Here is a 23,176-nt window from a genome sequence, read left to right on the forward strand (position 1 = left end):
CACACCCGGCGACGGTGGGCGACTGAGCCCTCCGCCGGCCTTCCGGCATGCGTGCCACGTGACCTCCCCGCACTGCTCGACCGTCCAGCTCTCGCAGGACGACCCTGGGATCAACCCCTCAACGGAAAGTAACCGTAGCAGCACTTGAAGTTATGGCAACGCTTTTTCGAAGAACGCGTCAGCAGGCGTCAAGGAAACGGTCAAGAACCCGCACTCCGAACTGGAGCGAATCCACCGGTACCCGCTCATCTATGCCGTGGAACATCCCGGAGAAGTCGAGGTCGGCGGGCAGCTTCAGCGGAGCGAACCCGAAGCCCCGGATGCCCATCCGGCTGAACGCCTTGAGGTCCGTCCCCCCGGACAGCGTGTACGGCACGGCCCGCGCGCCCGGGTCCTCCGCCTGCAACGCCTCGGCCATCGCGCGCACCAGGGGGCCGTCGAAGGCGGTCTCCACCGCGATGTCGTGGTAGATGAACTCCCTGGTCACGCCGGGGCCCAGCAGGTCGTCGATGGTGGCGAAGAACTCTTCCTCGTATCCGGGCAGGAAGCGCCCGTCCACGTGCGCCGTCGCCGTTTGAGGAATCACGTTCGCCTTGTAGCCGGCGTCGAGCATCGTCGGGTTGGCCGTGTTCCGCAGCGTCGCGCCGATCATCCGGGCCAGCGACCCGAGCTTGGCCACCGCCGCCTCGGCGTCCTCGGCCTCCAACTCGATCTCGAAGGCCTCCTGGAAGAAGCTGCGCACGGTCGGCGTCAGCCGTACCGGCCACTCATGACGCCCGATGCGCGCGACGGCGTCGGCCAGCTCGGTGACGGCGTTCTCGCTGTTCAGCATCGAACCGTGCCCCGCCCGCCCGGCGGCCGTGAGCCGCATCCAGGCAATGCCCTTCTCGGCGGCCTCGATCAGGTAGAGCCTCCTGGCCTCGCCCACCGAGACGCTGAACCCGCCCACTTCGCCGATCGCCTCGGTACACCCCTCGAACAGGTCGCGGTGCTCGGTGGACAGCCACTGCGCGCCATACCGCCCCCCGGCCTCCTCGTCCGCCGTGAAAGCCAGCACCACGTCACGCGGCGGCCTGCGCCCCTCGCTGAGCCGCTGCCGGACCACCGCGAGGATCATGGCGTCCATGTCCTTCATGTCCACCGCGCCCCGTCCCCAGACGCAGCCGTCGGCGATCTCCCCGCTCAAAGGATGATGCGTCCAGTCGGCCGCGTCGAACGGAACCACATCGAGGTGGCCGTGGAGCAGCAATGCCCCTCGGCTCGAGTCCTCACCCTCGATGCGGGCGATCACGTTTGCCCGCTTGTCGTCGCTCTCCAGGATGCGCGGCGCAAGGCCCACCTCGGCGAGCTTCTCCGCGACGTACTCCGCGGCGGCCCGCTCTCCCGGCCCCGCGTTGTCCCCAGCGTTGGTCGAGTCGATGCGGATCAGGTCGCGGCACAGCTCGACGACCTCGTCCTCGCCGTTGAACGCGGTCATACCCTGCTCCTTCGGTCAAGTACCGGCTGACACCCCCATCCTGCCGCCCCGGGGCACCGACCGGCATCTCCGGCATAGCCCATCCTCCCCACCCAGTTACCGGTATGAAGGAGTGCCCGGAGTTTGCTAACCTGGTGCAGCCGACGCGGGAACACGTTCCAGCGTGCAGGCACCACTGTCCGGGTGGCGGAATAGGCAGACGCGCTAGCTTGAGGTGCTAGTGCCCTTTACGGGGCATGGGGGTTCAAGTCCCCCCTCGGACACCAGATCAGCCCCGAGAACGTGCAGGTCACGGACTCGGGGCATTTTCATCTCTGGCCCCGAAACGGCCCCGTGATACCGCTCTGATACTTGCCTGGTCACTTCCGCTCTTCCAGCCGCTTCTGGATCGCCTCGTAGATCTCGTCCGCGATCTCGTTCCGGAGAGACTCTCGGGCCTCCGACGCCCCGGGTCGCGCCTGCTGGGTGCGCGCGTCGGCCTCCGGCGTACTGGGTAGGGATACCGCAGAACGGGTGAGTGGGATCAACACCTCGGGCAGCATGCCGGCGAGCGTTCTCACTCGGGCATCAGCCCCGAAGACGTTCGAGCCCTTCTCGTTGTACTCGGCGAGCTGGGATAGAACGTTGAGCTCGAAGTCGATCCGGCGCTCCAGTCGCAGGGCCTCCATGTTCTCAGCCGCCTGCTTGGACGCCTGTCGCACCGCGACGATCGCGAAGAACACCGCCGCAAGACCAGCAAGGGCAGCGACCAAATCGACCCACTCGTTCCACATGATCTCCATCCTGGCTCACGCCTCGGCGACGAGCGACGCGAACTGCGTCGCGGCATCGCGCTGGTTGCCCGGCATCACGTGCGCATAGACCGTCAGGGTCACGGTCGGGCTGCCTTCGCCGGCCTTGTGGTCCTTGCGGCCGGAGGTCTCCAGCTCGCGGTACAGCTTCGCGATCCGGACCGGGGCGAGCGAGGCGAGCGGGACGGCGCCAATGTGCGGGACGACGTGCAAGCGGATGTTCTTGCTGTAGCTCGCCCGCGTCGAGTCACCGATCTTCCGGTGCCCTTCGACCCACGTCGTGAGGAACTCGCCGACGCTCTACTTGGAGGGGTCGATCCAGTCGTTCCGCTCGATCTTGCCGAGGGCGTCTCAGAGCGCCTTCTGCGCGGCCGTCTTCGTGGTCCACGGCTGGTTGTTCTCGTCGCGCCGGCGGAGGACCGCCTTGTTGCTGCCGTCCTCCTGCGGCACCTGAAACTTGATCCCGTACCGGGCCTGTTCGTTCGCCAGCTTGTACTCGAAGACACTTCCCTCGCCGGGCGATCGTCGTCGGGACTTCTACTCAGCCACGTTGACCCTCCTCTGATTTGATCATCCGGAGTGCGCCCGGGTGACGGAGCACCCCCGCAGTACGCCAAGCCGGCGAAGTTGTGGGCTCGTCGTGCGCCTGTTCGACTGACCGACGCCTGCGTCGGGCTGTTAGTGTCGACGCTGACCGAACCGTTCCGGCGGGAGTCGAGCGGATCCACGCCGATCACGCGAGGGTCGGGCTGGGGCTGGCGATCGTCAACACAATCACCAGCGCCCACGACGGGACGCTCACCCTCACGCCGCGCCCGGGCGGCGGGATCCGCGTCACCGTGGAGCTACCCGCGGTATCTGGACGGACGTGCTCTGCCCGCGCCGGATCAGCAACGCACGACCCGCGACCTGACCGCCCCCCGTCGAGCGGGGAAGCTTTACCTCGAAGACCTCGCCGTCCACGTAAGACGTCGGGTTGAGCAGCAGTCCTGAACGGGCACGGCGCAGGCTGGCTATCCAGTTGCGATAGCGGAACGTCGCCAGATCATCGGTGGTTCCGGCGGCGATGACGAGGTTGCCGTCGTCGCGTGCGGTGTGGACGAGCCGGTCGAGGACGTCGGCGGCGACGCCCTCCGAGAGTCGTTCCGCGTCGTCGACCACCACCGCAAGCGAGCCGCGGGTGCGGGCGATCGTCTCCTCAAGGTCCGTTGCGATCGCCGACCCGTGCAGCGCAGCGACGACCCCGGGCAGGCCGGCGAGTTCCATCAGCGGGGATCGGCGCGGGCAGCAGAGCAGGACCGAGAGCTCGCCGTTCTCACGGCCGCGCAGCGACGAGACGATAGCCGCGAGCGCGGCGCTACGGCCGGAACGAGGCGGCCCGGAGACCAGGAAGACGGAGTCAGTGTCCATGAGGTCCACGTCGATCGGCCGCAGATGGTCGCCGCCGGCGCCGACCGTGCAGGTGCTCGGGGTGGACGTCACACGCGTGCCCCGCAGTTCTTCGAGCGCGGCCAGGTCGATCGAGACGGGGAGCCGGTCGATCCGGTGGGGGCGGGCCGTCGCCGGTAGCCGCTCCCAGCGGTCTGTGAGGCGTTTGGCCAAGTCTTCTACGGCGGCGGCCTGCGCGGCGCCGTCCGGGTCGGGGGTCAGAAGGGCGATCTGCACCTCCATCCCGGCGGGGATCGCCATCGCCCGGCCCGGGGGCGTGGCGGACATGGCGCGCGGATCGGCGCCGAATACGGCCGCGTCGTCACGATCGGCCTGCCGGAGGACCAGCCTGGTGGCGGCCGTGCCGGCGAGGCGGTGGGTGAAGCCGGAACGGTCGGTGGTAAGCACGATGAGGATGCCGACCGCGGCGCCGCGCCGGAGCAGGCCGTCGAGGGTCTCCACGAGTCGGCCGCCGTCGGTTTCCGCGTGCCGGGCGAGGAAGGACTCGTACTGGTCAATGAGGAGCACCAGATAGGGGAGCCGGTCGGATGGGGCGGCGGTGGCGCGCTGTTCGCGGAGCGAGGCGTGTCCGTTGGCGGCCAGGATCTGGGCCCGTTCCGTCATCTGGGACGTCAGCAGGTCGAGGAGCCGTGTGGTGCGGTCGGTCTCCATGGCTTCGACGTAGGCGCCACAGTGCGGGAACGCTTCGAGGGAGGTCAGCGCGCGGTTACCGTGGTCGAGGACGTACAGGTGGAGGTCGGCGGGGCTGCCGGCGGCGGCCAGTGAGGCCGCCAGGGTGCGGAGCGTCGTTGAGCGGCCACTGCGCGCCATCCCGGCGATCACGGTGGGTGCGGCCTGCTCCAGGTCCAGCAGGAACGGCGACTGGGCCTGACTCGCGGGCAGGTCGGCGAGCCCGATGTGGGCGATCGGGGGCGGAGGGCCGCCGTCTTCAGCGAGGGGGATCGTCAATCGGTCCGGGAGCGGGGGAAGCCAGGGACTCAGCGGCGCCGAGACGCCACTGTGCTCGGCCGCCTCCCGGATCGCCGTCACGAGAGCTGTCAGATCGGTGTCACCGGCGTGGCCTTCGTCTGGGCCGGCCAAGCCGTCTCCGAGACGGGCCCGGCCGAGTTCGGTGATCCGGCGACGAGCGACGGTGACAATGTCCGCGCGGGCCCGCGCGTCCGGCGCGTCGTCTTTCGGCCAGCCGACGCGGGCGCACTGGAGGGTCGACAGGTCGCCGTGCCCGGTGCGCAGGTAGGCGCGGCCGGGGTGGAGACGGGAGATGCCGGCGGCGTCGGACACGTCGATGACGTCGGTGCTCTCGTCTGGGCGGGTGACCCGCAGGCAGAGGCGGAGGTTGACGTTTGCGCGGAGGTCCGCGTTCACGACGCCGCCCGGACGCTGCGTCGCCAGCACCAGGTGGACGCCGAGGCTCCGGCCGCGCATGCCGATTCCGACGACGCCGGTAATGAAGTCGGGGAGCTCCTCGACCAGCGTGGCGAACTCGTCGATGACGATGACCAGCCGGGGTAACCGGCCGCCGGTGCGGGCCCAGTAGTCCTCGATGTCCTTGGCCCCTGCCTCTGCCAGGATGGTCTCCCGGCGGCGCAGCTCGGCTGTGAGCGAGGCGAGGGCCCGGTCGGCCAGTCGGCCGTCGAGGTCGGTGATCATGCCGACACAGTGGGGCAGGTCGCGGCATTCGGCGAACGCGCTGCCGCCCTTGTAGTCGACCAGGACGAGGTTCAGCGCGTCGGGCTCGTTGCCGAGGGCGAGTGAGGCCACCAGCGTCTGCAGCAGTTCGGACTTTCCGGCACCGCTCGTTCCGGCGATCAGGGTGTGGGGGCCGTCCCGGCGCAGGTCGACGGCCACGGGGCCGGTCCCGTCCACGCCGATCAGCGCCGTGGTGCCGCGTCCACTGGGCTGGGCGGCCCAGCGCGCGAGGACCTCGTCGCGGTGCGGGCGAGTGCCGAGCCCGGCGAGATCCAGGTAGCGGACCCGCTCGGGCAGGTCACCGTCTTCGCTGAACCGGGCGCCGAGTACCCGGACCGGCGCCAGCGAGCCGGAGATCTTATCGGCCAGCTCCTGCGGCAGGTGATCCGTCAGCACCTCCTCATCGGGGAGGTCTGCTCCGGACACTCGGGCCCGGCCGCCGGACGAGTCGGCCACGACCGTTGTCCGGCACTCGTCGGGCAGATCGGACTCCGCCCGGTCCAGGCAGACGGCGTAGATGCCGACACCCGGCCCCTCGGCCAGCAGGTCGGCCAGGCCGGGCAGGCTGCGCGCCCGGCGTGCGCCGTCGAGAACCAAGAGGAGCCGCCTGCCCTTGGAGACCCCGCTCCGCAGCCCGGACCGTCGCTCCTCCATGATCCGGAGCAGTTCCGCGATCCGGGTCTCCGCCAGCTCCCGATCGGTAGCGACCATCCGGCGACAGGCCAGGTCGGGCCGGTGTGGGAGGGTGTGCGGCAACCAGGTCGCCCATTCCCAGTCCGGTGCCGTGTCCTCACCGGAGAAGATCACAAAACCGAGGTCGTGCGGCGCGTGCAGCGTCGCCGCCTGCGCGACGAGCGCACGGGCGATCGGCAGGATCGCCGCGCGCGGCCCAGCCACCCCGGCAACACCTGCGGCGACCAGGTCGAGAGCCACCGGGACGGCATAGACGGTCGGCGGCTCCTCGGCGTCCGCGCCCTGACCTGTGAGCCGGACGTCGGCCAATCGGTCGGCCAGCCCGACCCGCAACCGCCCGAAGTCGTCGTCGTCCGGCCGGCGTTCGAAGAGGCGGCTGGAGGGGCCGGTCGCGATTCGCGTCACCGCCGCCGGGTCGGGCAGCGCCTCACGGGCGGCTTTCTCCTGCGCGACCGCGATCGCGCCCAGCCTGGCCCGGACGGTGTCCATCTCGCTCTCGTACGCGCGACGTTTCTCCTTGTACTCCCCGCGGCCGCTGCGGCGTTCGGTGATGACGTGGGCCACGGCCATCAGCGGCGACAGCGCCAGGAAGATCAGGAACATGGCGGAGCTCGGCATCAGCGCGTAGACGACTCCGCCGAGCACGAGCGGCAGCAGCACGGTGGCCAGCGGGAAGCGGATGCCCTTCGGCTGATCGGGCGCGGACGGAACAGCCACTTCTGGACGTCTCCGTGGCGGCGCGATCCTGGGCGGGCGGTTGAACCGGCGCACACCACCCGCCTGGTCGAGTTCGGCGTCACCTGAGGCAGAGGGTCGGACGGTGACCATGGACTCGCCGATCCGCACCAGGTCACCCGCGGGCACCGGCGTGTCCGCGCCGATGCGGTGGCCACGCCAGCCGACGCCGTTGCGTGAGCCCGCGTCGGCGACCACCACGGTGCCGTCCGGGCCCAGGCGCAGTTCGGCGTGCCGTCGGCTGACCTCGGGATCGTCAAGCACCAGCCCGGCTCCCGGCGCCCGGCCCACGGTCACCGCCGCGTCGTCGCCGAACGGCACGGCGGTCCCGGCGGCGGGCCCGCCCACCACGGCGGCCTCCCAACGGGACGCCGGAACCGCCGCCGGAGCGGACGAGGGTGCGAAGGCCAGGCGAGCGCCGGCGCACAGCGAGGTGGCGGAGAGCGGCTGGTCGGGCCGCAGCCACTCCGACTCCAGATACAGCCGCGCGTCCGGCGTGCGGCCGATCGCCTCGACCAGGCCCCGGACGGTGGCCGACTCGCCCGCGCTGATCAGCATCGGCGCTGCGGTCCCATCCTGGTCGGCGATCGTGACCTCGTACTCCATGGCAGTCGCTCCTTCACCCTAGGCTCAGCGGCCCTGGTCGATCGCTTCGGTGTCGCGGGCGTGGGCGTGCATCGCCGTCTCGGCGTCCTTGAGCGCGAGCTTCATCCGCTCCAGCGTCGGCGTGAACTCCTGCATCGACTGCTGCATGCGCTGCAGGCCGGGCCGGAACTCGCTCTCCCACTGGTTGTCGAACGAAGTGGCCCGGCGGCCCTTCCAGTCCATGCCCTTCACGCCTGCCGTGAGCGTGCCGATCATCGTCTGCATCCGGTGGACCCCGGCGTTCATGTCGCGGATCAGGGCGGTGGTCTCGACGTCCGCCTGGTGGCCGAACTTCCGGGCCAACTCGTCTGCCTGTGCCGGGTCGAGCTGGTACATGCGCTTCTCCTGTCGTCGGTCTGACTGGATCCGACGTTAGGAACAAGACCGGGGTGGGCGGAATCGGAAGCCCTCCCCAATGCCCCCCGCGCTGGATGGGGAGGGTTTCCGATATCCCGGAGAACCGGCCGCGGCGAAGCTGACGGGGTGAGCAACGTAGCTATCCTCACCGCGCGCGTGGAGGCCCTGCGCGACGCGGCAGCAGAGGCCGATGGCCACGCCCAGGCGTGCCGGTCGGCGGCCAGACGAATCCAGGGCATCACCACCGCGCTGTCCGGGGTGTCCGTCGACACCGGCGGAATGCGCTCCAGATCCGTCCGGGTCGAACGGGCGAAGACCAAGGCGGACGGCGCGGCCGGGACAGTTCGCTCCGCCCGCGCGGCACTGGACAGGATGATGGGCGAACTCCAGGCCATCGCCCGCAAATACGACCACAAGGCCGACGCCGCCCGAGTCGATCTCCGTGCCGCGAAAAGCCGGCTCGCGGCGGCCATGCTAGAAGGGACCGGATGACATGTCGGCGTTCAACCTGCGGATCTTCGTGTTCGACGAACTCTTCGCCGCCGACGAGTCCCTGCGCGGGCAGGCCCGGCGGGTACGTGAAGCGGCCGCCGACCTCACGATGCAGCCGGGGGATCTGCCGCCCGAAGCGCAGCAGGTCCTCGCGGGGCTGCCGTCGCTGCGCGGCCGGCTCGAACGTGCCGCGGACGCGCTGACGGCGGCGGCGGAGTCATTCGGTGAGACCGGCACCGCGGCCAAGAAGGCCGACAGACCTGGCATCGTGCCCGCCTTCGGCAAGGCGCTGAAGGAGAATTTCGCACCGCCGGGCGAACATGGCCCGCTCGGCCCCTACACCTGGCTGTTCGGGCGGCTGACCGCCGTCAACAGCACTGCGATCAAATTGCTTCGTCATCGATACGGCTACCCCCACGCCCAGAACGGCCCACCCTGGCGCACCTTGCTCGCCGGCCCCAAGCTGCATCCTCAGTTGAGGACCTTGGTCGACCGAGCCGACAAGATCGGCAAGGTGGCGGGTCACGCCGGCCGCACTGTGCACGCGTTCAACAACCGCTTACGGGATGGCGCGAGTGTGGGCAAGGCGACCGCGGGGGCGTTGGGCGAATCAGCCACCGTCGGCGCATGCGCGATGGTCGGTGCCAAGGCGGGCGCGGCGGTTCCGATCCCCCACCCGGGAGTCAAGTTGGGGCTCGGCATCGGCGGTGGAATCGTCGGCGGAGCCGCGTGTTCCGCTCCTGGCAAGTGGGTCGGTGACAAGGTCGCCGATGTGGCGGGCAAGGCCGGCAGGCTGGTCAAGGATCTGCTCCCCAAGCCGCCCAGGATCCGGGTGCCGTGGTGAACACAACCGACGTCATCTCGCTGACCGGCGACGAGCTCACCGCCATCGCCCACGGCCTCGGCGCGGGGTCGTTCCCCGGAGTCGGCGCGAGCTGCTACGACGCCGTCGGTCCCGAGCTCCACTCGGTGCTGGACCACGGCTTCCTCATGTCGCTCGTCGCCCGTGGCCTGCTCGCCCCGGACGGAGACGGGGTGCTGCAACCGTCCGAGGAACTGGCCATGCTGATCGGCACGGTGGGAGATCATCGGGCCCACCTGTCCGTGGAGCAGACGGTCTCCGGGTCGGTGATTCGGTGGGAGGCCATGACCAGCGACGCGGGCGTGGTGCTGCATCTCGTGGACGACCCCATCCACCTCTTCGCCCTCGACCCGGCTGGCACCGACCTGGCCGTGGTCCTGGCGGACCTCGTCGACCGGTCGGAAGGCCGCGGGGAGTCCGGGCGACGGCGGCGATGTGCTTCAAAAGCAGCCGGCCTGGACGATGTCATCCAAGCCCCTGAAGGCGGCTGGCGACGGGTGACCCGGCTGGCCCGCGCCGACGTGAAAGGCGGCGCCCGGGTAGACGGCTCCCTGGCGATCCTCGACGGAGGCCCGGGTCAGATCTGGCTGGTCCACGAGGACGACGCCGATGACATGCTGATCGCCACCCCGGTTTCGGACTCCGAAGTGGACGCGGCGCTGCAGGCGATGGCCGTCCACGGACACTGACGTTCAATCGGGCAACGGCCCGGCGGTCTGACCGCCGGGCCGTCTCGTCATCTCAGGAGGGGCCGTGGATCGAGGACCGCGCCGAGCCGTCGGGCGGGTGGCATCGTCGCCCGCACCTCGCCTTGGATCCGGGCCGCCGCCGTCCAGGCGTCGGAGCTGAGCGCGGGATCGGGTTCCTCCGGTGCGTACACGGCCCGGTCGACGGTCTCAGCGAGGGTCGGTAGGGTGCCCGCGAGACCGGCGGCGGCCACGATCTCGCCGGTGGTCTGCGCCGGTCGCACCGGTATCCCGGCCTCCTGGAGGCGGTCGAGCGTCTCCCGCCACGCGCCCAGGATGGAGAGCCGATGGGAGGGCGAGCGCCGCCTCCTGGCCCGGCGGACCGCTTTCGCCAGAGGTGTCGCGGCGACGAGCAGCGCGACGACCGCCAGCACCAGCGGCGCCAGCAGAGGCGCGACGGAGCCGACGGGTTCGGCCGCCACGTCGTCCTCCTCGACGGGGCTGGGGGCGGCAGAGGGCGGGGACGCGTCGGCGTCCTGGAGCGGATCGTCCAGCGGGGTGGATTTGCTGATGGTCTGCGGCGCGTCCGGGCGGGTGCCGATCGTCTTGCGCCACGGGCTCGGGTCGACACCGACCCAACCAAGGCCGGCGAAGTGGACCTCGACCCAGGCGTACACGTGCCGGCCTTCCGCGACGAAGGCATCACCGGTGTAGTCGGGTCGCAGCCCCATCACCACCCGGGCCTCGTAGCCGAGGTGCCTGACCATGACGGCGTACGCGCTGGCGTACTGCTCGCTGGTGCCGCGTCTGTCGCGGAGAAGTCGCAGGAGGTGGAAGTAGCCGTGCCCGGCCGGCGCTTCGGCGGACTGGTCGTACCGGAAGCCGCCGCCCTTGGTGAACGCGCGGTAGAGGGCGAGGATCTGGTCCGGCCCCGGAGCCCAGCCGGAGACCGCCTTGCGGACGAAACTGCCGATCTGCGGCGGCACCGCCGGGGTCAGGGGCACCGAGGCCCGCGTAGGCGTGGCCGCGAGGATCTCCTCGAAGGTCGCCTTGGTGATGGCCGAGGACGCCGAATAGCGGGTGGGTGGCGGGATGTTGTCGGGGACGGCGACGTCGCCGGTGATCTCGTCGACGCCGAGGCCGGGCACCGAGACCTCAGTGGCGCGTCCGGCGGTGAGGAGCCAGTCGAGTTCGCCCGCCTCCACGTTCACCCGCTGGGTCAGCGTGACCCGGCGGCCGACCGGTTCCCGGCCCATCGGCAGCGTTCCGCCGGCGCGACGGAAGTCGCCCTCGACCGTCCAGTAGGAGCCGTCGAACCTGGTCAGCGTGGCCATCCGCAGCAGGCTGCCGGGCTGGGACGCGGTTCCGGTGACGCGCAGCAGCCGGGGGCCGTCACGCAATGCCGGATACTGCTGGAGCGGGCTCACCCCTGTACGCGGCAGGACCGGGGCGGACACGAGGTCGCGGACGTCCGCGGGCGACCGGCCGAGCACCGGCGCGACGGGCCCGAGCAGCGCGCCGGCGGCGACCGCGACGACAGCCGTGAGCACACCTCCGGCGAGCGCCGAGGGCGAGGGCGCGTCGGGCTGGGCGGCGAAGAGCAGGGCGACCAGCAGAGCCACCACAGGAAGTGCGTACCACCCGGGCAGCGGCGGGCCCGAGGCGCCGAGCGCCAGCGCGAGCAGCAGACACGCCAGCGGTGGCGCGGCTGGCAACAGCGGCCGGGCGGCGTGCGTCGCGAGCAACCCGCCGGCCAGTGTCCCCCAGCCCGCCGCGACCGCGACCGCGGCTAGCGCCGGGCCGGACGGCTCCGCGGGCACCGCGCCGGTGAGCAGCCGCCACGGGCCGTCGACCAGCCCGCTGCCGCTGCCGGTGGCGACCATGGCTGCGACCACCACCAGGGCGGCGCCCGTCAGGGTTGACGCGACCGGTGGCACCCGCGGGAGCGTCAGGGCTGCCGCGCAGGTGAGTGCCGCCGCCGCCATCACGGCGGCCATCGCGATCACGAAAGCGTTCGACACGCCGCCGAACACCGGCCAGAACGCGAATCCGGTGAGCACTCCGAGTGCCTCCGCGACGATGACCCGCATGGCCCTCATCCGACGTCTCCATTGATCATGCGGTGCCAGGCGGCGGTCGCCTCGACCGCCGAACGGGCGATCAGCATGCCAATTCCAGGACGGCGGCGGACCCCCGTGTTTCCGCTCGCCGGATCAATCATCGCCAGCACGACCGGCGAGAATCGGCGGCGCTGCTCGGAGAGCCGGGCCATCGCGGCCGGCTCCAGCTTCCCCGTGACCACGACCAGCGCCCCCCCGGACGAGAGCCGGTCCAATCCGCCGACGAGATCGGCCTCGTTCGTGGGCTGCGCGAGGGCCAGGCGGTCGAGGGAGCCGGTGGCGCCGGTGGCGACCACGTCCGCAGGCCGCTCGCCCATGATGTGGAGCGTTACAGGGCGGCCGATGCGTTCGACCGCGCGCACTACCGACGCCGCGAACTCGACGGCCTCCTCGAACGCGTCGGCGTCCAGGGCCGAAGGGTGGGCGTCGAGTACCACGGTCGTGCTGGGTTCGGTGGTGTCCACGTGTTCCCGTACGGTCAGCACGCCGGTACGGGCGGTGGACCGCCAGTGGATGCGGCGGGGGTCGTCGCCGGGCACGTACTCCCGAAGAGAGGAGAACGTCACGGTGCCCAGCCGTGCGTTGTCGGTGGTCCGGCCCTCGTAGTCGAGGACGATCCCGACGGGCAGCGGGGGGATCGGATGGACCCGCGGGTGCACCCACAACACCCCGTCGCCGGTCTGGCGCTGCCGCCACGCGAACAGGCCAGCCGGATCGCGCCGCTCCACCGTCAGCGGCCCGAGCCGCAGCCGCCCGCGCCGGTCGGCCCACACCGGGAAGTGCACGGCCCGTCGTCCTCTGCCGGCGAGCGCGCGGACCTTGAGCGGGACCTCTTTGCTGCTGACTAGGTCGACGGCGGTGAAAGCGGGCGCCGGCCACCGCGACTTGTTGCGCACGTCGAGCCGGCCTTCGGCGGGCTCCCCGACCGTCACCCGGTCGGGCCGAACCGCCCGGGTCAGCACGACCGAGGGCCGGATCGCGACCGCCACCGCGGCTGCGGCCAGCATCGCCACTCCGGCGACGGCCAGGACGACGAGCAGCCGATATCCGAGCGCGACGCCGACCGCGTACGACACGACCGCGCCGATCGCGACGCTCACGCCGGTGCCGGTGACCGTCAGCCGCTTCACGTTCGCTCCGCGGCGACGGGAGTCGGCACCCGTACCGTGTCGAGCACCTCCGCCAGCACGTCCGCTGCGCTCACTCCGCGGACCTCGGCCTGCGCGGACACCACCATCCGATGAGTCAGGACGGCCGAAGCGGTCGCTTTCACATCATCGGGCACGACGTAGTGCCGACCCGCGCACACCGCGTGCGCCTGGGCCGCCCGCAACAGCGCCAGGCTGCCGCGGGTGCTCATGCCGAGCCGGAGCGCCTCGTGCCGGCGGGTGGCATCAGCGATCGACGCGATGTAGCGGGCGATCTCCTGGGCGGTGTGGACCGTCGCCACGGCGCGGCGCACCCAGTCGATCTGCTCAGGAGAGGTGACGGGCCGCAGGACGGGCACGGCCGCGCGGGCGCGTCCGGTGAGGATCTCCTCTTCCGCCGCCGGATCGGGGTGACCCAGCGAGATCCGCATCAGGAACCGGTCGAGCTGGGCTTCGGGCAGCCGATAGGTGCCCTCTAGGTCGATCGGGTTCTGGGTGGCGACGACGAGAAAGGGCGTCGGCGCCCGGTGGGTCTGGCCGTCGACCGTAACCTGGTCCTCCTCCATCACTTCCAGCAGCGCGGACTGCGTCTTGGGGGAGGCCCGGTTGATCTCGTCCGCGACGACCACGTTCGCGAACACTGGGCCCGGCCGGAACTCAAAGGCCCGGCGGTCCGGATCCCATACGGAGACGCCGGTGATGTCGGTCGGCAACAGGTCGGGCGTGAACTGGATGCGCTGCGACGTGCCGCCGATGCTCGCCGCCAGCGCTTTCGCCAGCGAGGTCTTGCCGGTACCGGGGAGATCCTCGATCAGCAGGTGGCCTCCGGCGAGCAGGCAGGAGAGAGCCAGCCGGATCGCCTCCGTCTTGCCGAGCAGCAACTGCTCGACGTTGGCAGTCACCGCGTCGGCGACCCCGCGCGGGTCGGCGGAAGGGTAGGCGGTCATTTATCTGATGTCCTCACGTTGCTGGGTCACACAGGTGGCGGGTGGGGGGATCTCGGGCGGAGCGGCGGTGACGCCCACCGCGATGACGAGGTAGCAGGACTCGCGGCCCGGCCGAAGGCCCTTGATCTTGTATGAGGTCTCGTCGCCGGGAAGCAGGGTGGGCGAGACCGCACGGGCGCGGTCGCCGCTGACACCCACCACGAGGAATCCCCGGAAGCCGGGCAGCTTGGCCGCCCGGCCGGTCCAGGTGATCGTCCCGGTGCCCTTCGCGCCCACGGCGATCGACGCAGGCACGGGATACTGCCGCGCGGACGGAGAAGGCGAGGGAGCAGGGGGATCGCTCCGCTGCCCGTTCTGCCATACGGCTCCTCCGGCCCCGATGGCGAGACCGAGCAGCACCGTCACCGCCATGATCAAGAGCGGCCGCAGAGACCGGCGCGGCGGTGGTTCCGGGGGGCGCACGGACAGCGGCCTTGCCGAGGTGAGCGTCATCGACCCCACGGAAGGCGCCGACTGACGGGCCGACTCGACCGGTGGTGGGGTGGTCTCGCCGGCCGGGCCGGATCTCGCGATCGCGGCCCACCGGGCGGCGAGCTCGGCGGCGGTCGGCCGCGTGTCCGGGGTCTTGCTCAGGCACGCGGCCAGGAGCTCCCACACGCGGTCGTCCAGGCCGTCCGGCCGGGAGGGGGTGCCGTCGAGATGCGCCCGAACCAGCGCGTCGATGCTCGCGGCCTGGAAAGGGAGCCGCCCGGCCAGCAGTTCGTAGGCGGTCACGCCCAGCGCGTACACGTCGGCCATCGGAGTCGGCGGCCGACCGGCCACGATCTCGGGAGCCAGGTACGCTGGCGAGCCGATCGGCTGGGTGTGGGATGCGCCCTCCACTGACCGCGCGATGCCGAAGTCGGACAGCAGGGCGACCTGGCGGCCGTCGCGCCGTGTCACCAGCACGTTGGCCGGTTTGACGTCCCGGTGCATCAGCCCGGCGGCGTGCACGGCGGCCAGCCCTTCGGCCGTCTGGGCGACGAGTTCGACCGCGACGGCATGGGACAGGGGACCCCGCCGGGCCGTCCGGTGCAGGTCCTCCCCTTCGACGAAGTCCATCACGATGGCGATGACCCCGTCCTCCACGACCAGGTCGTGCACCTTCAGCAGGTGCGGGTGGTGGAGGCGCTGCAGGAGTTTGTACTCACGGACGAAGCGGGCCGTCGCGAGTTCGTCCTCGATGAGGTGCTCCCGGAGCACCTTCACCGCGACCTTGGCTTGGTCGTCGGTCCGGCGGCCGGCCCACACCTCGCCAGTGTTACCTGAGCCGATCCTGGTCTCCAGCAGGTACCGGCTGCCGAGCTGCCGCTTCCCGGGGGCGCCGGCCGCGCGCAGCGCACGGGCGAACTCCTTCGGTGTGGCGGGCCGTTCAGCCGGCTCTGCGGCGAGCGCCGTGCGCAGCAGGTCGACGATCGGCTCCGGTACGTCGGCCCGCATCCGGGCCGGCGGTGCCGCGGTCATCCGGGCCAGCGTGGCCGACCCCCGTCCGTGGGGCGGCCGCCCGTCGAGGAGGGTCCACAACGACCACGCGCAGGCGTAGACCTGCCCGGCCGGAGTCCACTCGTCGCCACGGAGCACCTCCGGTGGCTCCAGGCCGGTCCCTCCGCCGGCCGTGGACTCCAGCTCCGCCAGCGCCGGCGGCAGAGGAGTGCCGAGCGCGATCACGCCGGGCCGCACGGAGTGCAGCCCGCGCGGCGGCCCGACCATACCCCGCTCGACCAGCGCCGTCAGACCGGCCGCGAGCGCCTCCGCGGCGGCGGGCACCTGTGAGGGCGGGAGCGGGCCGGTGAGCTCGGAACCGGGCCGGGACAACAGAAGATAGGGTCGTCCCCCGGCGTCGACGCCGTGATCCACGACGGGCAGCACCACGGTGGGATCGAGGTCGGCGAGGGCCGCCTCGAGCGCGCCGCACTCTCCGCGGATCCGGCGGGACAGGACGGGATCGAGATCCTCGACCACCACCAGGATCCGGATCGGTTCCCCGGTGAGGGCGTGGACGGCCGGGGCGGTGGCCAGGGGAGCACCGGACAGTGGCTCTAGCGGGCGCACGTCCGGGATGGTGGGCGGTGACATAGCCGGGGTGGGCACCTCGTTGTGATCGATGTCCGCCGAATGATGAGAAAGGGGATGCTGCACACGCGGCATCACATCGAGGCGGCTGGGGTCCATAGATATAGGAGGTTAGAGCGCGGGCCGTCCGAGTGGCATGGGAATGTCTTCCCAACTCCGAATCAGGAGTTAATGAGATCTAGATCGTTTTTCGTGATCAAGCCCGTTGTCAGGGCGTACTCGGCGAGGGCACCCAAGGCGTTCCATCCCTGCATGCCCGGAACGCCCGATTTATCCAATCGGGTACGCAAATACTCGATTCGCTTGACCAAAGTGGTGCGGGGCCAGCCGAGTCGTGCGGCCGCCGCGGCGTAGGACTTCGGGTTCGGGTCGTAGCGGTCGCCCTCCCGGAGATAGCCCGCGAAGAGCGCGACGAGCGCCAGCCGGTCCTGGTCGTTGATCAGCACCCCTTCGCCGGCCGTCGTGGCCGTCCCGGTGCCCGCCGCAGACGGCTGTTGCGCCGGCTCTGGGGCGTGCAATACCAGCTCGTGGGTGTGCGCGCCTTCGACGATCACCCGGACGCGGCCCTCGACCGCCGCCCGGCTCAGCGGGGGCAGTACGCTGCGCAGGCCGAAGCGGTCGACCATCGCCAGGGGGCGCGTCTCGCTGGGGTTGCGGAGGAACCAGACGGATCCGTGGCGCTCCACCACGCCGGCCACCCGCGAAATCGTCGTGTCTTCCGGTGACAAGCGGACCGTGCAGCTTTCTCCACGCCCAAAAGTAAATAATTCTTCTGGTCCAACTTCGTATTTCGCCCCATTTGCGACAATTAGCAGCTCGCCGTCACCCACGACGCGGCTCCTCGCTCGTATTGGGGACTCCTCCCCATTCAACGGATGGCCTCATCTTTTGTAGCCTGGCCCGACACACACGGGCAAACTGGGACGAAGGAGCTTCGGTGAAGCTGAAGTGGTTGCGTGGCCCTGGGCGCCCCGCCAAGAGGGTCGGCGCCGCGCTGCTCGCCGTCGTCATACTCGGCGGCGTCCTCGCCGCCGCAGCCGGGATCGGGTACACGGCGGCACGGCCCCTTCTGAACGACGGCTCGGCGTTCATGGGCAAGGGACACACGGCCGCCCGCCTCAACGGCGAGACGGGCAGATCGGATGCCGAGGTCGCCATGCAACTGGCCACCGGCGAGGAGAGGCTCCAGCCGGTGAGCCTGCCGGGAGGTCGCTTGGCGGTCGTCAACGAGGACACCGGCAAGGTGATCTACCTGGACGCCGCGACCCTGACCGCCGACGCGTCCGCCGACAACCGGCCCGCCTCGGCTGGGAAGATCGATGTGGTGTCCACCGAGTCGGACGGATACCTCGTCGACTCGGAGAAGGACACGATCGACAAGATCGCCGTGCCGGGTGCGTCCAAAGGCGCGCCGCTGACCGTCGAAGAGGGCATCAAGGAGGCCGTGCCCGCCGCCGACTCGATCTGGGTGGTCACCGACACGGGCGACATCATCGAGGTCGCCGGCGGCCGCGAGGTCCGCCGGATCCGCCTCGGCGCCCCGCCGGTCGGCGTCACGGTCGCCGACTCCCAGCCGATCGCGGTCACCGAAGACGGCACCGCGTACGTGATCGACGGCGACGAGCCCAGGGCCGCCGGCAAGCTCGGGGTGTCCGGCCGATCGGTCTTCCTCGGAGCCTGGCGCGGTGCGGGCCGGCACGTCCTCGCCGTCGATCCGAAGAGCCGCCGCCTGGCGGTGCTCGACCCCCGGACCGGACACGCCTTCGACGTCGAGCTGGACGCGGGCCCCCGCGCCGAACTCGCGGCGCCGGTGATGCTCGGCGACTTCGCCTACGTCCCCGACCACTCCGGGCCCAGGCTGTGGAAAGTCGACCTCCGCCAGGGCAAGGCCGTCGGCAAGCCGCTCGACGTCCCCGGTCAGCCGGGCGTCTTCGAGCTCAAGGTCACCAGCGGCCGGGTCTGGGCCAACAACCAGTACGACCGCAGGACCCTCGTGGTGGACGCCGGTGGCCGCCACCGCTACGCCGACAAGGGCGCTGGGCCGGAACTCACCGATACCGAAGGGCAGAACAGAGTGCCCGAGCAGCCGAAGGCGGAGCCGTCGACCGTGCCGACACGGTCCCCGAAGGCCGACGTCGAGCCCTCCCAGCCCCCAGCGGACACCACGACGCCCCCGATCGCCGCGACGAAGGTCACCGTGCCCGCGATCGAACGCGGTACGCCGTACCAGGAGGCGTGCGCGACGATCAACCAGGCGGGCCTGCGCTGCCGGCCCGTACCGGCCTCCGAGGAGACGGCCGGACTGGAGGCGGGCGACGTGCTCGACACCCGTCCGGCGGCCGGTCGGCCGGTCGCGAAGGGCAGCCGGGTAGAAGTCCGATATGTGGGCCCGCTGCTGACCCCTGCCGTGCGGGGGGTGCCGTACAAGCAGGCCTGCCGCGAGCTGGCCGCCGTGAAGCTGAAGTGCGAGAAGGGCGTCGCCGTCGGCCCCGCCCTGGCGCCCGAGGAACTCGGCGTCGTGTCCGAACAGAATCCGCTCGCCGACACCGAGGTCGCCCGTGGCGACACCATCACCCTCAGCTACCCCGAGACGATCGCGCTCCCGAACGTCACCGACCAGCCGTTCGCCGAGGCGTGTGAGCGACTCAAGCAGCAGTACCAGATGAGGTGCCAGGGCACCGTGGACGGACCGCCGCCCGCAGGGAAGCAGCCCGGTCTGGTCAGCACCCAGGTGCCGGCCGCCGACGCCGTCGCCAAGATCGGCGACCTGGTCCAGCTTCGGTACTACCGGGGCGAGAGCACCCCGGGCAACGTCGTTGGCACCCTCGTCACGGACGCCTGCGCCACCATCAAGAGTGAAGGGCTCGATTGCGTGCCTGCGGCGGGCAAGTGCGCCGGCGGCACCGGCCGTCCCGTCAACGAGGTGTACGACCAGAATCCGCCCGGCGGTACCCCCGTCGCCGTGGGCGGCCGGGTCACCCTGACCCACTACAGCGAGAACTGCGCCCTGGGCAACTACGTCAACACGGCTCCAGACGCCGCCTGCGCCGATCTCCAGGCGAAGGGGTTCGGCTGCAACCCGGTTCACGTCCTCAACCCGACGCCGAACGCGGTCGTCGCCCAGGACCCGCCCGCCGGCCCGTCGAAGCTCGGCACTGCCGTGACCATCAAATTCTCGCCCTGGACACCGGCCCCCTCTGCGCTTGGCACCGCCTACCCGCCCGGCACGGCGATCCCCGGTGGGAGGCTTGTCTACCACTACACGTGCAGCGCCGGCGGGGGAAAGTGCCGGGGTCTCGACCGCAACGAGTTCTACTCCCTGCTGGCGCCAGGCTCGCCCACGGTCGACGCCGATTTCCGGGGCGAAGCCCATGCCGTCCTCATGACCTGTGGTACCGCACCCGGACAGCGGAAGTTCTGGCGCACGTGGAATGGCGGTTCGCCGCGTTACTACCAGCACGTCGCTTCGGAGACCCGGCCGGCGGCGGACGACAGCGAGGAGCTCGGCTGCGTCTGGTGACCGTTGTGGGATCGCAGGAATTCATGATGCGCTTGATGTCTGGTTCTGCGTTGGCGGGCTGAGAGGACTTCGCACTTCCCCAGCGGGTTGCTCATCCCACATCACGAAATTTCGGAGGTACTTGTGCCCAGCACAGGTGGCCCGCCCCCGCCGCCCTTGCCGCCGCGGGGGTGGCGATGGCCCGCCACTGCTTGAGCTTGCCGATGCAGCGCTCGACCAGGTTGCGTTGTTCGTCGGTGAGCGGGTCGAAGGCGGGAGGGCGGCCTCCGTCGCTGCCCTTGCGCCGGCGGTTGGCGATCTGGTCGCGGCGCTCGGGGATGGTCGCCTTGATCCCGCGTCGGCGCAGGTGCAGACGGATCTTCCTGGTGGAGTAGCCCTTGTCCCCGAGCACCCGCTCCGGCCGGGTGCTCGGACGGCCTCCAGCGGGACGGCGCAGCCGGAACTTGGCCATCACCGCCTCGAAGGCGGTGCAGTCGACGACATTGCCGCCAGTCAGGTGCAACGTCATCGGCAACCCGCGGGATTCGACGATCAGGTGGAGCTTGGTGGTCAGCCCGCCGCGGGACCGTCCCAGCGCCTGCCGGTTTTGCGATTGCCTCGTATCGATCGTCCCGCCGTCGTCCCCTTTTTCGAGCGTCGGCCGCGTGCTGGTGAGCCCGGGCGATGGTGGAGTCGATGCTCACGGTGAGCTCCACCTGGCCGATCCTCTAGGCCGACAGGTCGATTGCTGCGCTACGCGTGTGCCTGTTCGCCATACCTGGGCCATACGCGCCACTACTCAAAATCATGATCAAGACCGAGATGGACAACCCGTCAGCGTTCGAAGCGGCCAAACGCATGCAGGCCAAGAACGTCATAGACCGTTCGGGAATCAACCCAGACATGATCTATGGCGAACTGGCCGAGAACATCACCGAGCTGCTCAGCCGAAAGGGGCCACCCCCTTCGTGACCTCGGACGTGCGGCGCCTCTCGACCGTGCCCGGCAGGTGCACCTTCCGGGCGGTACTCAACCGGCCGATGGCGCCGCCCAGGCTGCCCGTCGAACTGGAGGCGACCCCCGATCTCGGGGGGACCCATGCGACCCCGACATCCCATGCAACCCCCGCTGATCCTTAACCGGCCGCCGCGACCCACCGGTGACGTCGGGCGCGGCGCGGGATCGGTCACGCCCCGGGCCCTCGGCCGAGTCAGCCGGCGTCGGCCCCCACGAAGACGTCCACCTGATGGCGCTCGCACAGCAGGACGTGAACGGCGGGCGCGTAGTGCTCCCACAGCTCGACACCCCCGGGCCCGTGGTGCCGCACCCACCACCGCACGGTCACGACCGTACGGACGTAGGCGATGCGGTCGGTGTGCCACCCGATCGGGCAGGCCGCAGTTCTCCAGTCCATGAACCATCCATCTCTCGCGACATGGGGGTGGTCTGCGTACGATGCCAGGCCGCCCGCGGTTACGTCGCGGGGTAGACGCCAGCGCCGCCGCCGAGTGGCAGGCCACTTCTGCACGCCAGCCGTGCGGGTGGCACGCAGTGGGCCGGGCACCGTCGAGGGCTGGCCATCACCGGCCCTCGGCGGCCGCGCTGTACCACCCCGGGCAGGGCCGTCCGATGCGCACGGGAGGCCGGTACAGCGTCACCGCCGCAGCGGCACCTAGAGGCCCGGGACGACCGCCCACCACCCCTTCGGCAGGCCCCGACTTCACCGATATTCACCAGACAAACCACCGCTCTTGACCAAGCGGCCCCAGCGTGGCGATCGGAAGAACTGGTCAGCGATTGCTTTGCCCGATGGCAGGACACCGTCAGGAGTTTTGTTGGCCTGAGCCCATTGCCAGGCGGCCCGCTGAAGTCGACCCGCCTCCGTCCGAGAATTGGTGTGTAGGTCATTCGGCTGACCTGTGAGGCACTCGTCCTCCTTCGAGGGGTCGTTATCGCCGACTTCCTCCCTCGTCGGCGCCTCGCCCTTCAACACGCCCGTTCTGCTGCAGCCTTGCCTTATCTGCGCCATGAACAGCTCGTACGCGCCGATGAGAGCGAAGCTCGGCCACGCAGCCACGATTCGGCCGACAACGGTGGGCTCAGCGACCGCGACATTGGCGCCTAGGCTGGCGAGGCTGGCAGTCACCAGCAGAGCCCAGGGCAGCACGCTGCCGCGGGAGCCGCGTCTGCTGGCGAGAAGCAGTGACATGGAAGCGGCGACGATCATGCCGTCGACAGACAGAGGAATCAGCGCCGCGCTCCATAGGCTTTCGCCGTGGCGCAGCACCAACTCGTGCATGTGCGCGTAGGAAACCACCGCCGCGATCGCAGCGAGCAGGACGACGCTGGCGGTCGTCGTGTGCCGGATCCACTGATCCGCTCGGGGAGCTCCCACAACTACTCACCCCTCCAGACCAGGGAGAATGAGTCGGGTCGAGGCAGTGAAGGGCATGTACGTATCGAGGGTGTCGCCCCTCGGACACGCACTTCGGTACATGCTGGGCCTGGCCTCGACTACGACGATCCTCTCCGAGGGTTCGCAGACGAGGCGCAGGCCCATCTGTATGTAGAGGTCGTTCGGTCGGCGGGGTCCGCCTCTTCCGGGACACCGGTAATCGCGGTCGTTCGTGGAATCATCTCCGTGATCTCCTTCTCCGGCTCCTCGAACACTGGGTCACCGTTGGGTCGTCGGGCGTAGGCCACCCGCCCATAGTCCACACCCTCATCACGATCACAGCTCATCCAAGTGATCGCCTCCTGCATGCGGAACGCTCGCGAAGGCGGCGCAGAACGCCGCGACCGGGGGCGTGAGGGGCGTCAGCATGTCCCGGCCCTCCGCAGCACGAGCTTGGTGACGTACCAGGCGTCGTCGCGAAGGATGAGTTCCGCAGTGGTCTTGTGCCGACCGGCTGGCGATAGTCCCTTTACGGCTCCTCCCGACCTTTCATGCACGAGCCAACACCCGCGCGGTCTGCGGGCCGCTGGAGTAGATGTCCCGCCACACGGTCCGTCTGGACCGCATCCGCGCCCACTGGGCGGACATGGTTCGTGTGGCCGGGGCGCTGACCACCGGCAGCGTGCGCGCTTACGACCTGATCCGGATGCTGTCGTCCGATGGGCGCACCACCGGGCTGGGCGAGGCGTTCGCCCATCACGGACGCATCTTCAAGACGCTGCACCTGCTGCAGTCCACTCCGATTACGGCTACCGGCGGATGATCGGCAACCGGGGCAGTTGCGCCAGCGCTACCGCGAAGGCATGGAAGACCGGCTCGGCGCGCTCGGCCTGGCCATGAACGCGGTCATCTGGTGGAACAGCCTCTACATCGACCCCGCCGTCACACGACTCCGTGAGCGGGGTCCGGTCCTCCCCGGAGGTCGACAAGCCCTTCCAAAACTCGAACACCGGCGCCCGCCTGAAGACGCTTAGCACAGACACCGTCGGCCGATCCGGCCCAGCTTGGGGCAGTGCACC

General features: G+C 70.4%; 19 protein-coding genes, 1 tRNA gene and 2 pseudogenes. 9 read left to right on the forward strand and 13 right to left on the reverse strand.

Going from position 1 to position 23,176, the window contains the following annotated elements; all coding sequences use genetic code 11:
• Positions 1-178 precede the first annotated feature (178 nt).
• Positions 179-1,477, reverse strand: a complete 1,299-nt coding sequence (locus tag ACFO60_RS20030) for a M20/M25/M40 family metallo-hydrolase (RefSeq protein ID WP_380842102.1) — start codon at positions 1,475-1,477, stop codon at positions 179-181.
• A 177-nt stretch (positions 1,478-1,654) separates the two neighbouring features.
• On the opposite strand from ACFO60_RS20030, the gene ACFO60_RS20035 reads away from it, so the two are divergent.
• A tRNA-Leu gene (locus ACFO60_RS20035) sits at positions 1,655-1,743 on the forward strand.
• Between the two features lie 93 nt (positions 1,744-1,836).
• Here the strand turns inward: ACFO60_RS20035 and ACFO60_RS20040 are convergent.
• Both ACFO60_RS20040 and ACFO60_RS20045 read right to left on the reverse strand, forming a co-directional pair.
• Positions 1,837-2,250, reverse strand: a complete 414-nt coding sequence (locus tag ACFO60_RS20040; RefSeq protein WP_380842104.1) for a hypothetical protein — start codon at positions 2,248-2,250, stop codon at positions 1,837-1,839.
• A 15-nt stretch (positions 2,251-2,265) separates the two neighbouring features.
• Positions 2,266-2,550 (reverse strand): annotated as a pseudogene (locus tag ACFO60_RS20045) (tyrosine-type recombinase/integrase); the annotation flags it as partial.
• A gap of 347 nt (positions 2,551-2,897) precedes the next feature.
• Here ACFO60_RS20045 and ACFO60_RS20050 point away from each other — a divergent pair.
• Positions 2,898-3,065 (forward strand): annotated as a pseudogene (locus ACFO60_RS20050) (hypothetical protein); the annotation flags it as partial.
• A 37-nt stretch (positions 3,066-3,102) separates the two neighbouring features.
• On the opposite strand, the gene ACFO60_RS20055 reads toward ACFO60_RS20050, so the two are convergent.
• The gene (locus tag ACFO60_RS20055; protein ID WP_380842107.1) at positions 3,103-7,440 is read right to left on the reverse strand and encodes an FtsK/SpoIIIE domain-containing protein; all 4,338 of its coding nucleotides are present in this window, start codon (positions 7,438-7,440) and stop codon (positions 3,103-3,105) included.
• Between the two features lie 24 nt (positions 7,441-7,464).
• The gene (locus ACFO60_RS20060) at positions 7,465-7,815 is read right to left on the reverse strand and encodes a WXG100 family type VII secretion target (RefSeq protein WP_380842109.1); all 351 of its coding nucleotides are present in this window, start codon (positions 7,813-7,815) and stop codon (positions 7,465-7,467) included.
• Between the two features lie 177 nt (positions 7,816-7,992).
• Here ACFO60_RS20060 and ACFO60_RS20065 point away from each other — a divergent pair, with 177 nt between their 5' ends.
• The 3 genes from ACFO60_RS20065 to ACFO60_RS20075 are packed head-to-tail and all read left to right on the forward strand — an operon-like array spanning position 7,993 to position 9,879.
• Positions 7,993-8,328, forward strand: coding sequence for a hypothetical protein (locus tag ACFO60_RS20065; protein WP_380842111.1), 336 nt, complete (start codon positions 7,993-7,995; stop codon positions 8,326-8,328).
• A 1-nt stretch (position 8,329) separates the two neighbouring features.
• Positions 8,330-9,172: a hypothetical protein gene (locus ACFO60_RS20070; RefSeq protein ID WP_380842113.1), complete on the forward strand. Its 843-nt coding sequence runs from the start codon at positions 8,330-8,332 to the stop codon at positions 9,170-9,172.
• Complete coding sequence (locus ACFO60_RS20075; RefSeq protein WP_380842115.1) at positions 9,166-9,879, forward strand: hypothetical protein; 714 nt, start codon at positions 9,166-9,168, stop codon at positions 9,877-9,879. Before ACFO60_RS20070 ends, ACFO60_RS20075 begins: the two co-directional genes overlap by 7 nt.
• A gap of 47 nt (positions 9,880-9,926) precedes the next feature.
• Here the strand turns inward: ACFO60_RS20075 and ACFO60_RS20080 are convergent, their stop codons facing one another.
• The 5 genes from ACFO60_RS20080 to ACFO60_RS20100 all read right to left on the reverse strand — a co-directional run bounded on the left by ACFO60_RS20080 (position 9,927) and on the right by ACFO60_RS20100 (position 17,033).
• Entirely contained in the window at positions 9,927-11,975 is a 2,049-nt protein-coding gene (locus ACFO60_RS20080) for a DUF4129 domain-containing transglutaminase family protein (protein WP_380842117.1), read from the reverse strand.
• On the reverse strand, positions 11,972-13,126 hold the full coding sequence (locus ACFO60_RS20085) for a DUF58 domain-containing protein (protein ID WP_380842119.1): 1,155 nt from the start codon (positions 13,124-13,126) through the stop codon (positions 11,972-11,974). Before ACFO60_RS20085 ends, ACFO60_RS20080 begins: the two co-directional genes overlap by 4 nt.
• Complete coding sequence (locus tag ACFO60_RS20090; RefSeq protein ID WP_380842121.1) at positions 13,123-14,091, reverse strand: AAA family ATPase; 969 nt, start codon at positions 14,089-14,091, stop codon at positions 13,123-13,125. The genes ACFO60_RS20085 and ACFO60_RS20090 overlap by 4 nt, the downstream gene beginning before the upstream one ends.
• Entirely contained in the window at positions 14,092-16,182 is a 2,091-nt protein-coding gene (locus ACFO60_RS20095; RefSeq protein WP_380842123.1) for a serine/threonine-protein kinase, read from the reverse strand.
• A 182-nt stretch (positions 16,183-16,364) separates the two neighbouring features.
• On the reverse strand, positions 16,365-17,033 hold the full coding sequence (locus ACFO60_RS20100; RefSeq protein WP_380842125.1) for an FHA domain-containing protein: 669 nt from the start codon (positions 17,031-17,033) through the stop codon (positions 16,365-16,367).
• A 107-nt stretch (positions 17,034-17,140) separates the two neighbouring features.
• On the opposite strand from ACFO60_RS20100, the gene ACFO60_RS20105 reads away from it, so the two are divergent.
• Complete coding sequence (locus ACFO60_RS20105; protein ID WP_380842127.1) at positions 17,141-19,723, forward strand: PASTA domain-containing protein; 2,583 nt, start codon at positions 17,141-17,143, stop codon at positions 19,721-19,723.
• Between the two features lie 91 nt (positions 19,724-19,814).
• Here ACFO60_RS20105 and ACFO60_RS20110 read toward each other — a convergent pair whose 3' ends face one another.
• The gene (locus ACFO60_RS20110; protein WP_380842339.1) at positions 19,815-20,330 is read right to left on the reverse strand and encodes an IS5 family transposase; all 516 of its coding nucleotides are present in this window, start codon (positions 20,328-20,330) and stop codon (positions 19,815-19,817) included.
• 179 nt (positions 20,331-20,509) lie between these two features.
• Between ACFO60_RS20110 and ACFO60_RS20115 the strand changes: the two genes are divergently transcribed.
• A complete protein-coding gene (locus ACFO60_RS20115; protein WP_380842130.1) occupies positions 20,510-20,674 on the forward strand; it encodes a hypothetical protein in 165 nt (54 codons plus the stop codon).
• 238 nt (positions 20,675-20,912) lie between these two features.
• On the opposite strand, the gene ACFO60_RS20120 is transcribed toward ACFO60_RS20115, so the two are convergent.
• Positions 20,913-21,116: a hypothetical protein gene (locus tag ACFO60_RS20120; protein ID WP_380842132.1), complete on the reverse strand. Its 204-nt coding sequence runs from the start codon at positions 21,114-21,116 to the stop codon at positions 20,913-20,915.
• Positions 21,117-21,422: 306 nt separating this feature from the next.
• A complete protein-coding gene (locus ACFO60_RS20125; RefSeq protein WP_380842135.1) occupies positions 21,423-22,097 on the reverse strand; it encodes a DUF2637 domain-containing protein in 675 nt (224 codons plus the stop codon).
• A 595-nt stretch (positions 22,098-22,692) separates the two neighbouring features.
• Between ACFO60_RS20125 and ACFO60_RS20130 the strand changes: the two genes are divergently transcribed.
• Entirely contained in the window at positions 22,693-22,920 is a 228-nt protein-coding gene (locus ACFO60_RS20130) for a Tn3 family transposase (RefSeq protein WP_380842138.1), read from the forward strand.
• A 40-nt stretch (positions 22,921-22,960) separates the two neighbouring features.
• Complete coding sequence (locus ACFO60_RS20135) at positions 22,961-23,131, forward strand: hypothetical protein (protein WP_380842140.1); 171 nt, start codon at positions 22,961-22,963, stop codon at positions 23,129-23,131.
• The last annotated feature ends 45 nt before the right edge of the window (positions 23,132-23,176 follow it).

This window comes from Sphaerisporangium dianthi (assembly GCF_042654065.1).
GTDB lineage: Bacteria > Actinomycetota > Actinomycetes > Streptosporangiales > Streptosporangiaceae > Sphaerisporangium > Sphaerisporangium dianthi.

Excerpts from the sequence above, each read along its gene's own strand:
- ACFO60_RS20080 (WP_380842117.1), bottom strand. The coding sequence starts at position 11,975 with ATGAGGGCCATGCGGGTCATCGTCGCGGAGGCACTCGGAGTGCTCACC.
- ACFO60_RS20120 (WP_380842132.1), bottom strand. The coding sequence starts at position 21,116 with ATGGACTGGAGAACTGCGGCCTGCCCGATCGGGTGGCACACCGACCGC.
- ACFO60_RS20135 (WP_380842140.1), top strand. The coding sequence starts at position 22,961 with ATGGAAGACCGGCTCGGCGCGCTCGGCCTGGCCATGAACGCGGTCATC.
- ACFO60_RS20030 (WP_380842102.1), bottom strand. The coding sequence starts at position 1,477 with ATGACCGCGTTCAACGGCGAGGACGAGGTCGTCGAGCTGTGCCGCGAC.
- ACFO60_RS20040 (WP_380842104.1), bottom strand. The coding sequence starts at position 2,250 with ATGTGGAACGAGTGGGTCGATTTGGTCGCTGCCCTTGCTGGTCTTGCG.
- ACFO60_RS20055 (WP_380842107.1), bottom strand. The coding sequence starts at position 7,440 with ATGGAGTACGAGGTCACGATCGCCGACCAGGATGGGACCGCAGCGCCG.
- ACFO60_RS20060 (WP_380842109.1), bottom strand. The coding sequence starts at position 7,815 with ATGTACCAGCTCGACCCGGCACAGGCAGACGAGTTGGCCCGGAAGTTC.
- ACFO60_RS20130 (WP_380842138.1), top strand. The coding sequence starts at position 22,693 with ATGTCCCGCCACACGGTCCGTCTGGACCGCATCCGCGCCCACTGGGCG.
- ACFO60_RS20070 (WP_380842113.1), top strand. The coding sequence starts at position 8,330 with ATGTCGGCGTTCAACCTGCGGATCTTCGTGTTCGACGAACTCTTCGCC.
- ACFO60_RS20090 (WP_380842121.1), bottom strand. The coding sequence starts at position 14,091 with ATGACCGCCTACCCTTCCGCCGACCCGCGCGGGGTCGCCGACGCGGTG.
- ACFO60_RS20115 (WP_380842130.1), top strand. The coding sequence starts at position 20,510 with ATGATCAAGACCGAGATGGACAACCCGTCAGCGTTCGAAGCGGCCAAA.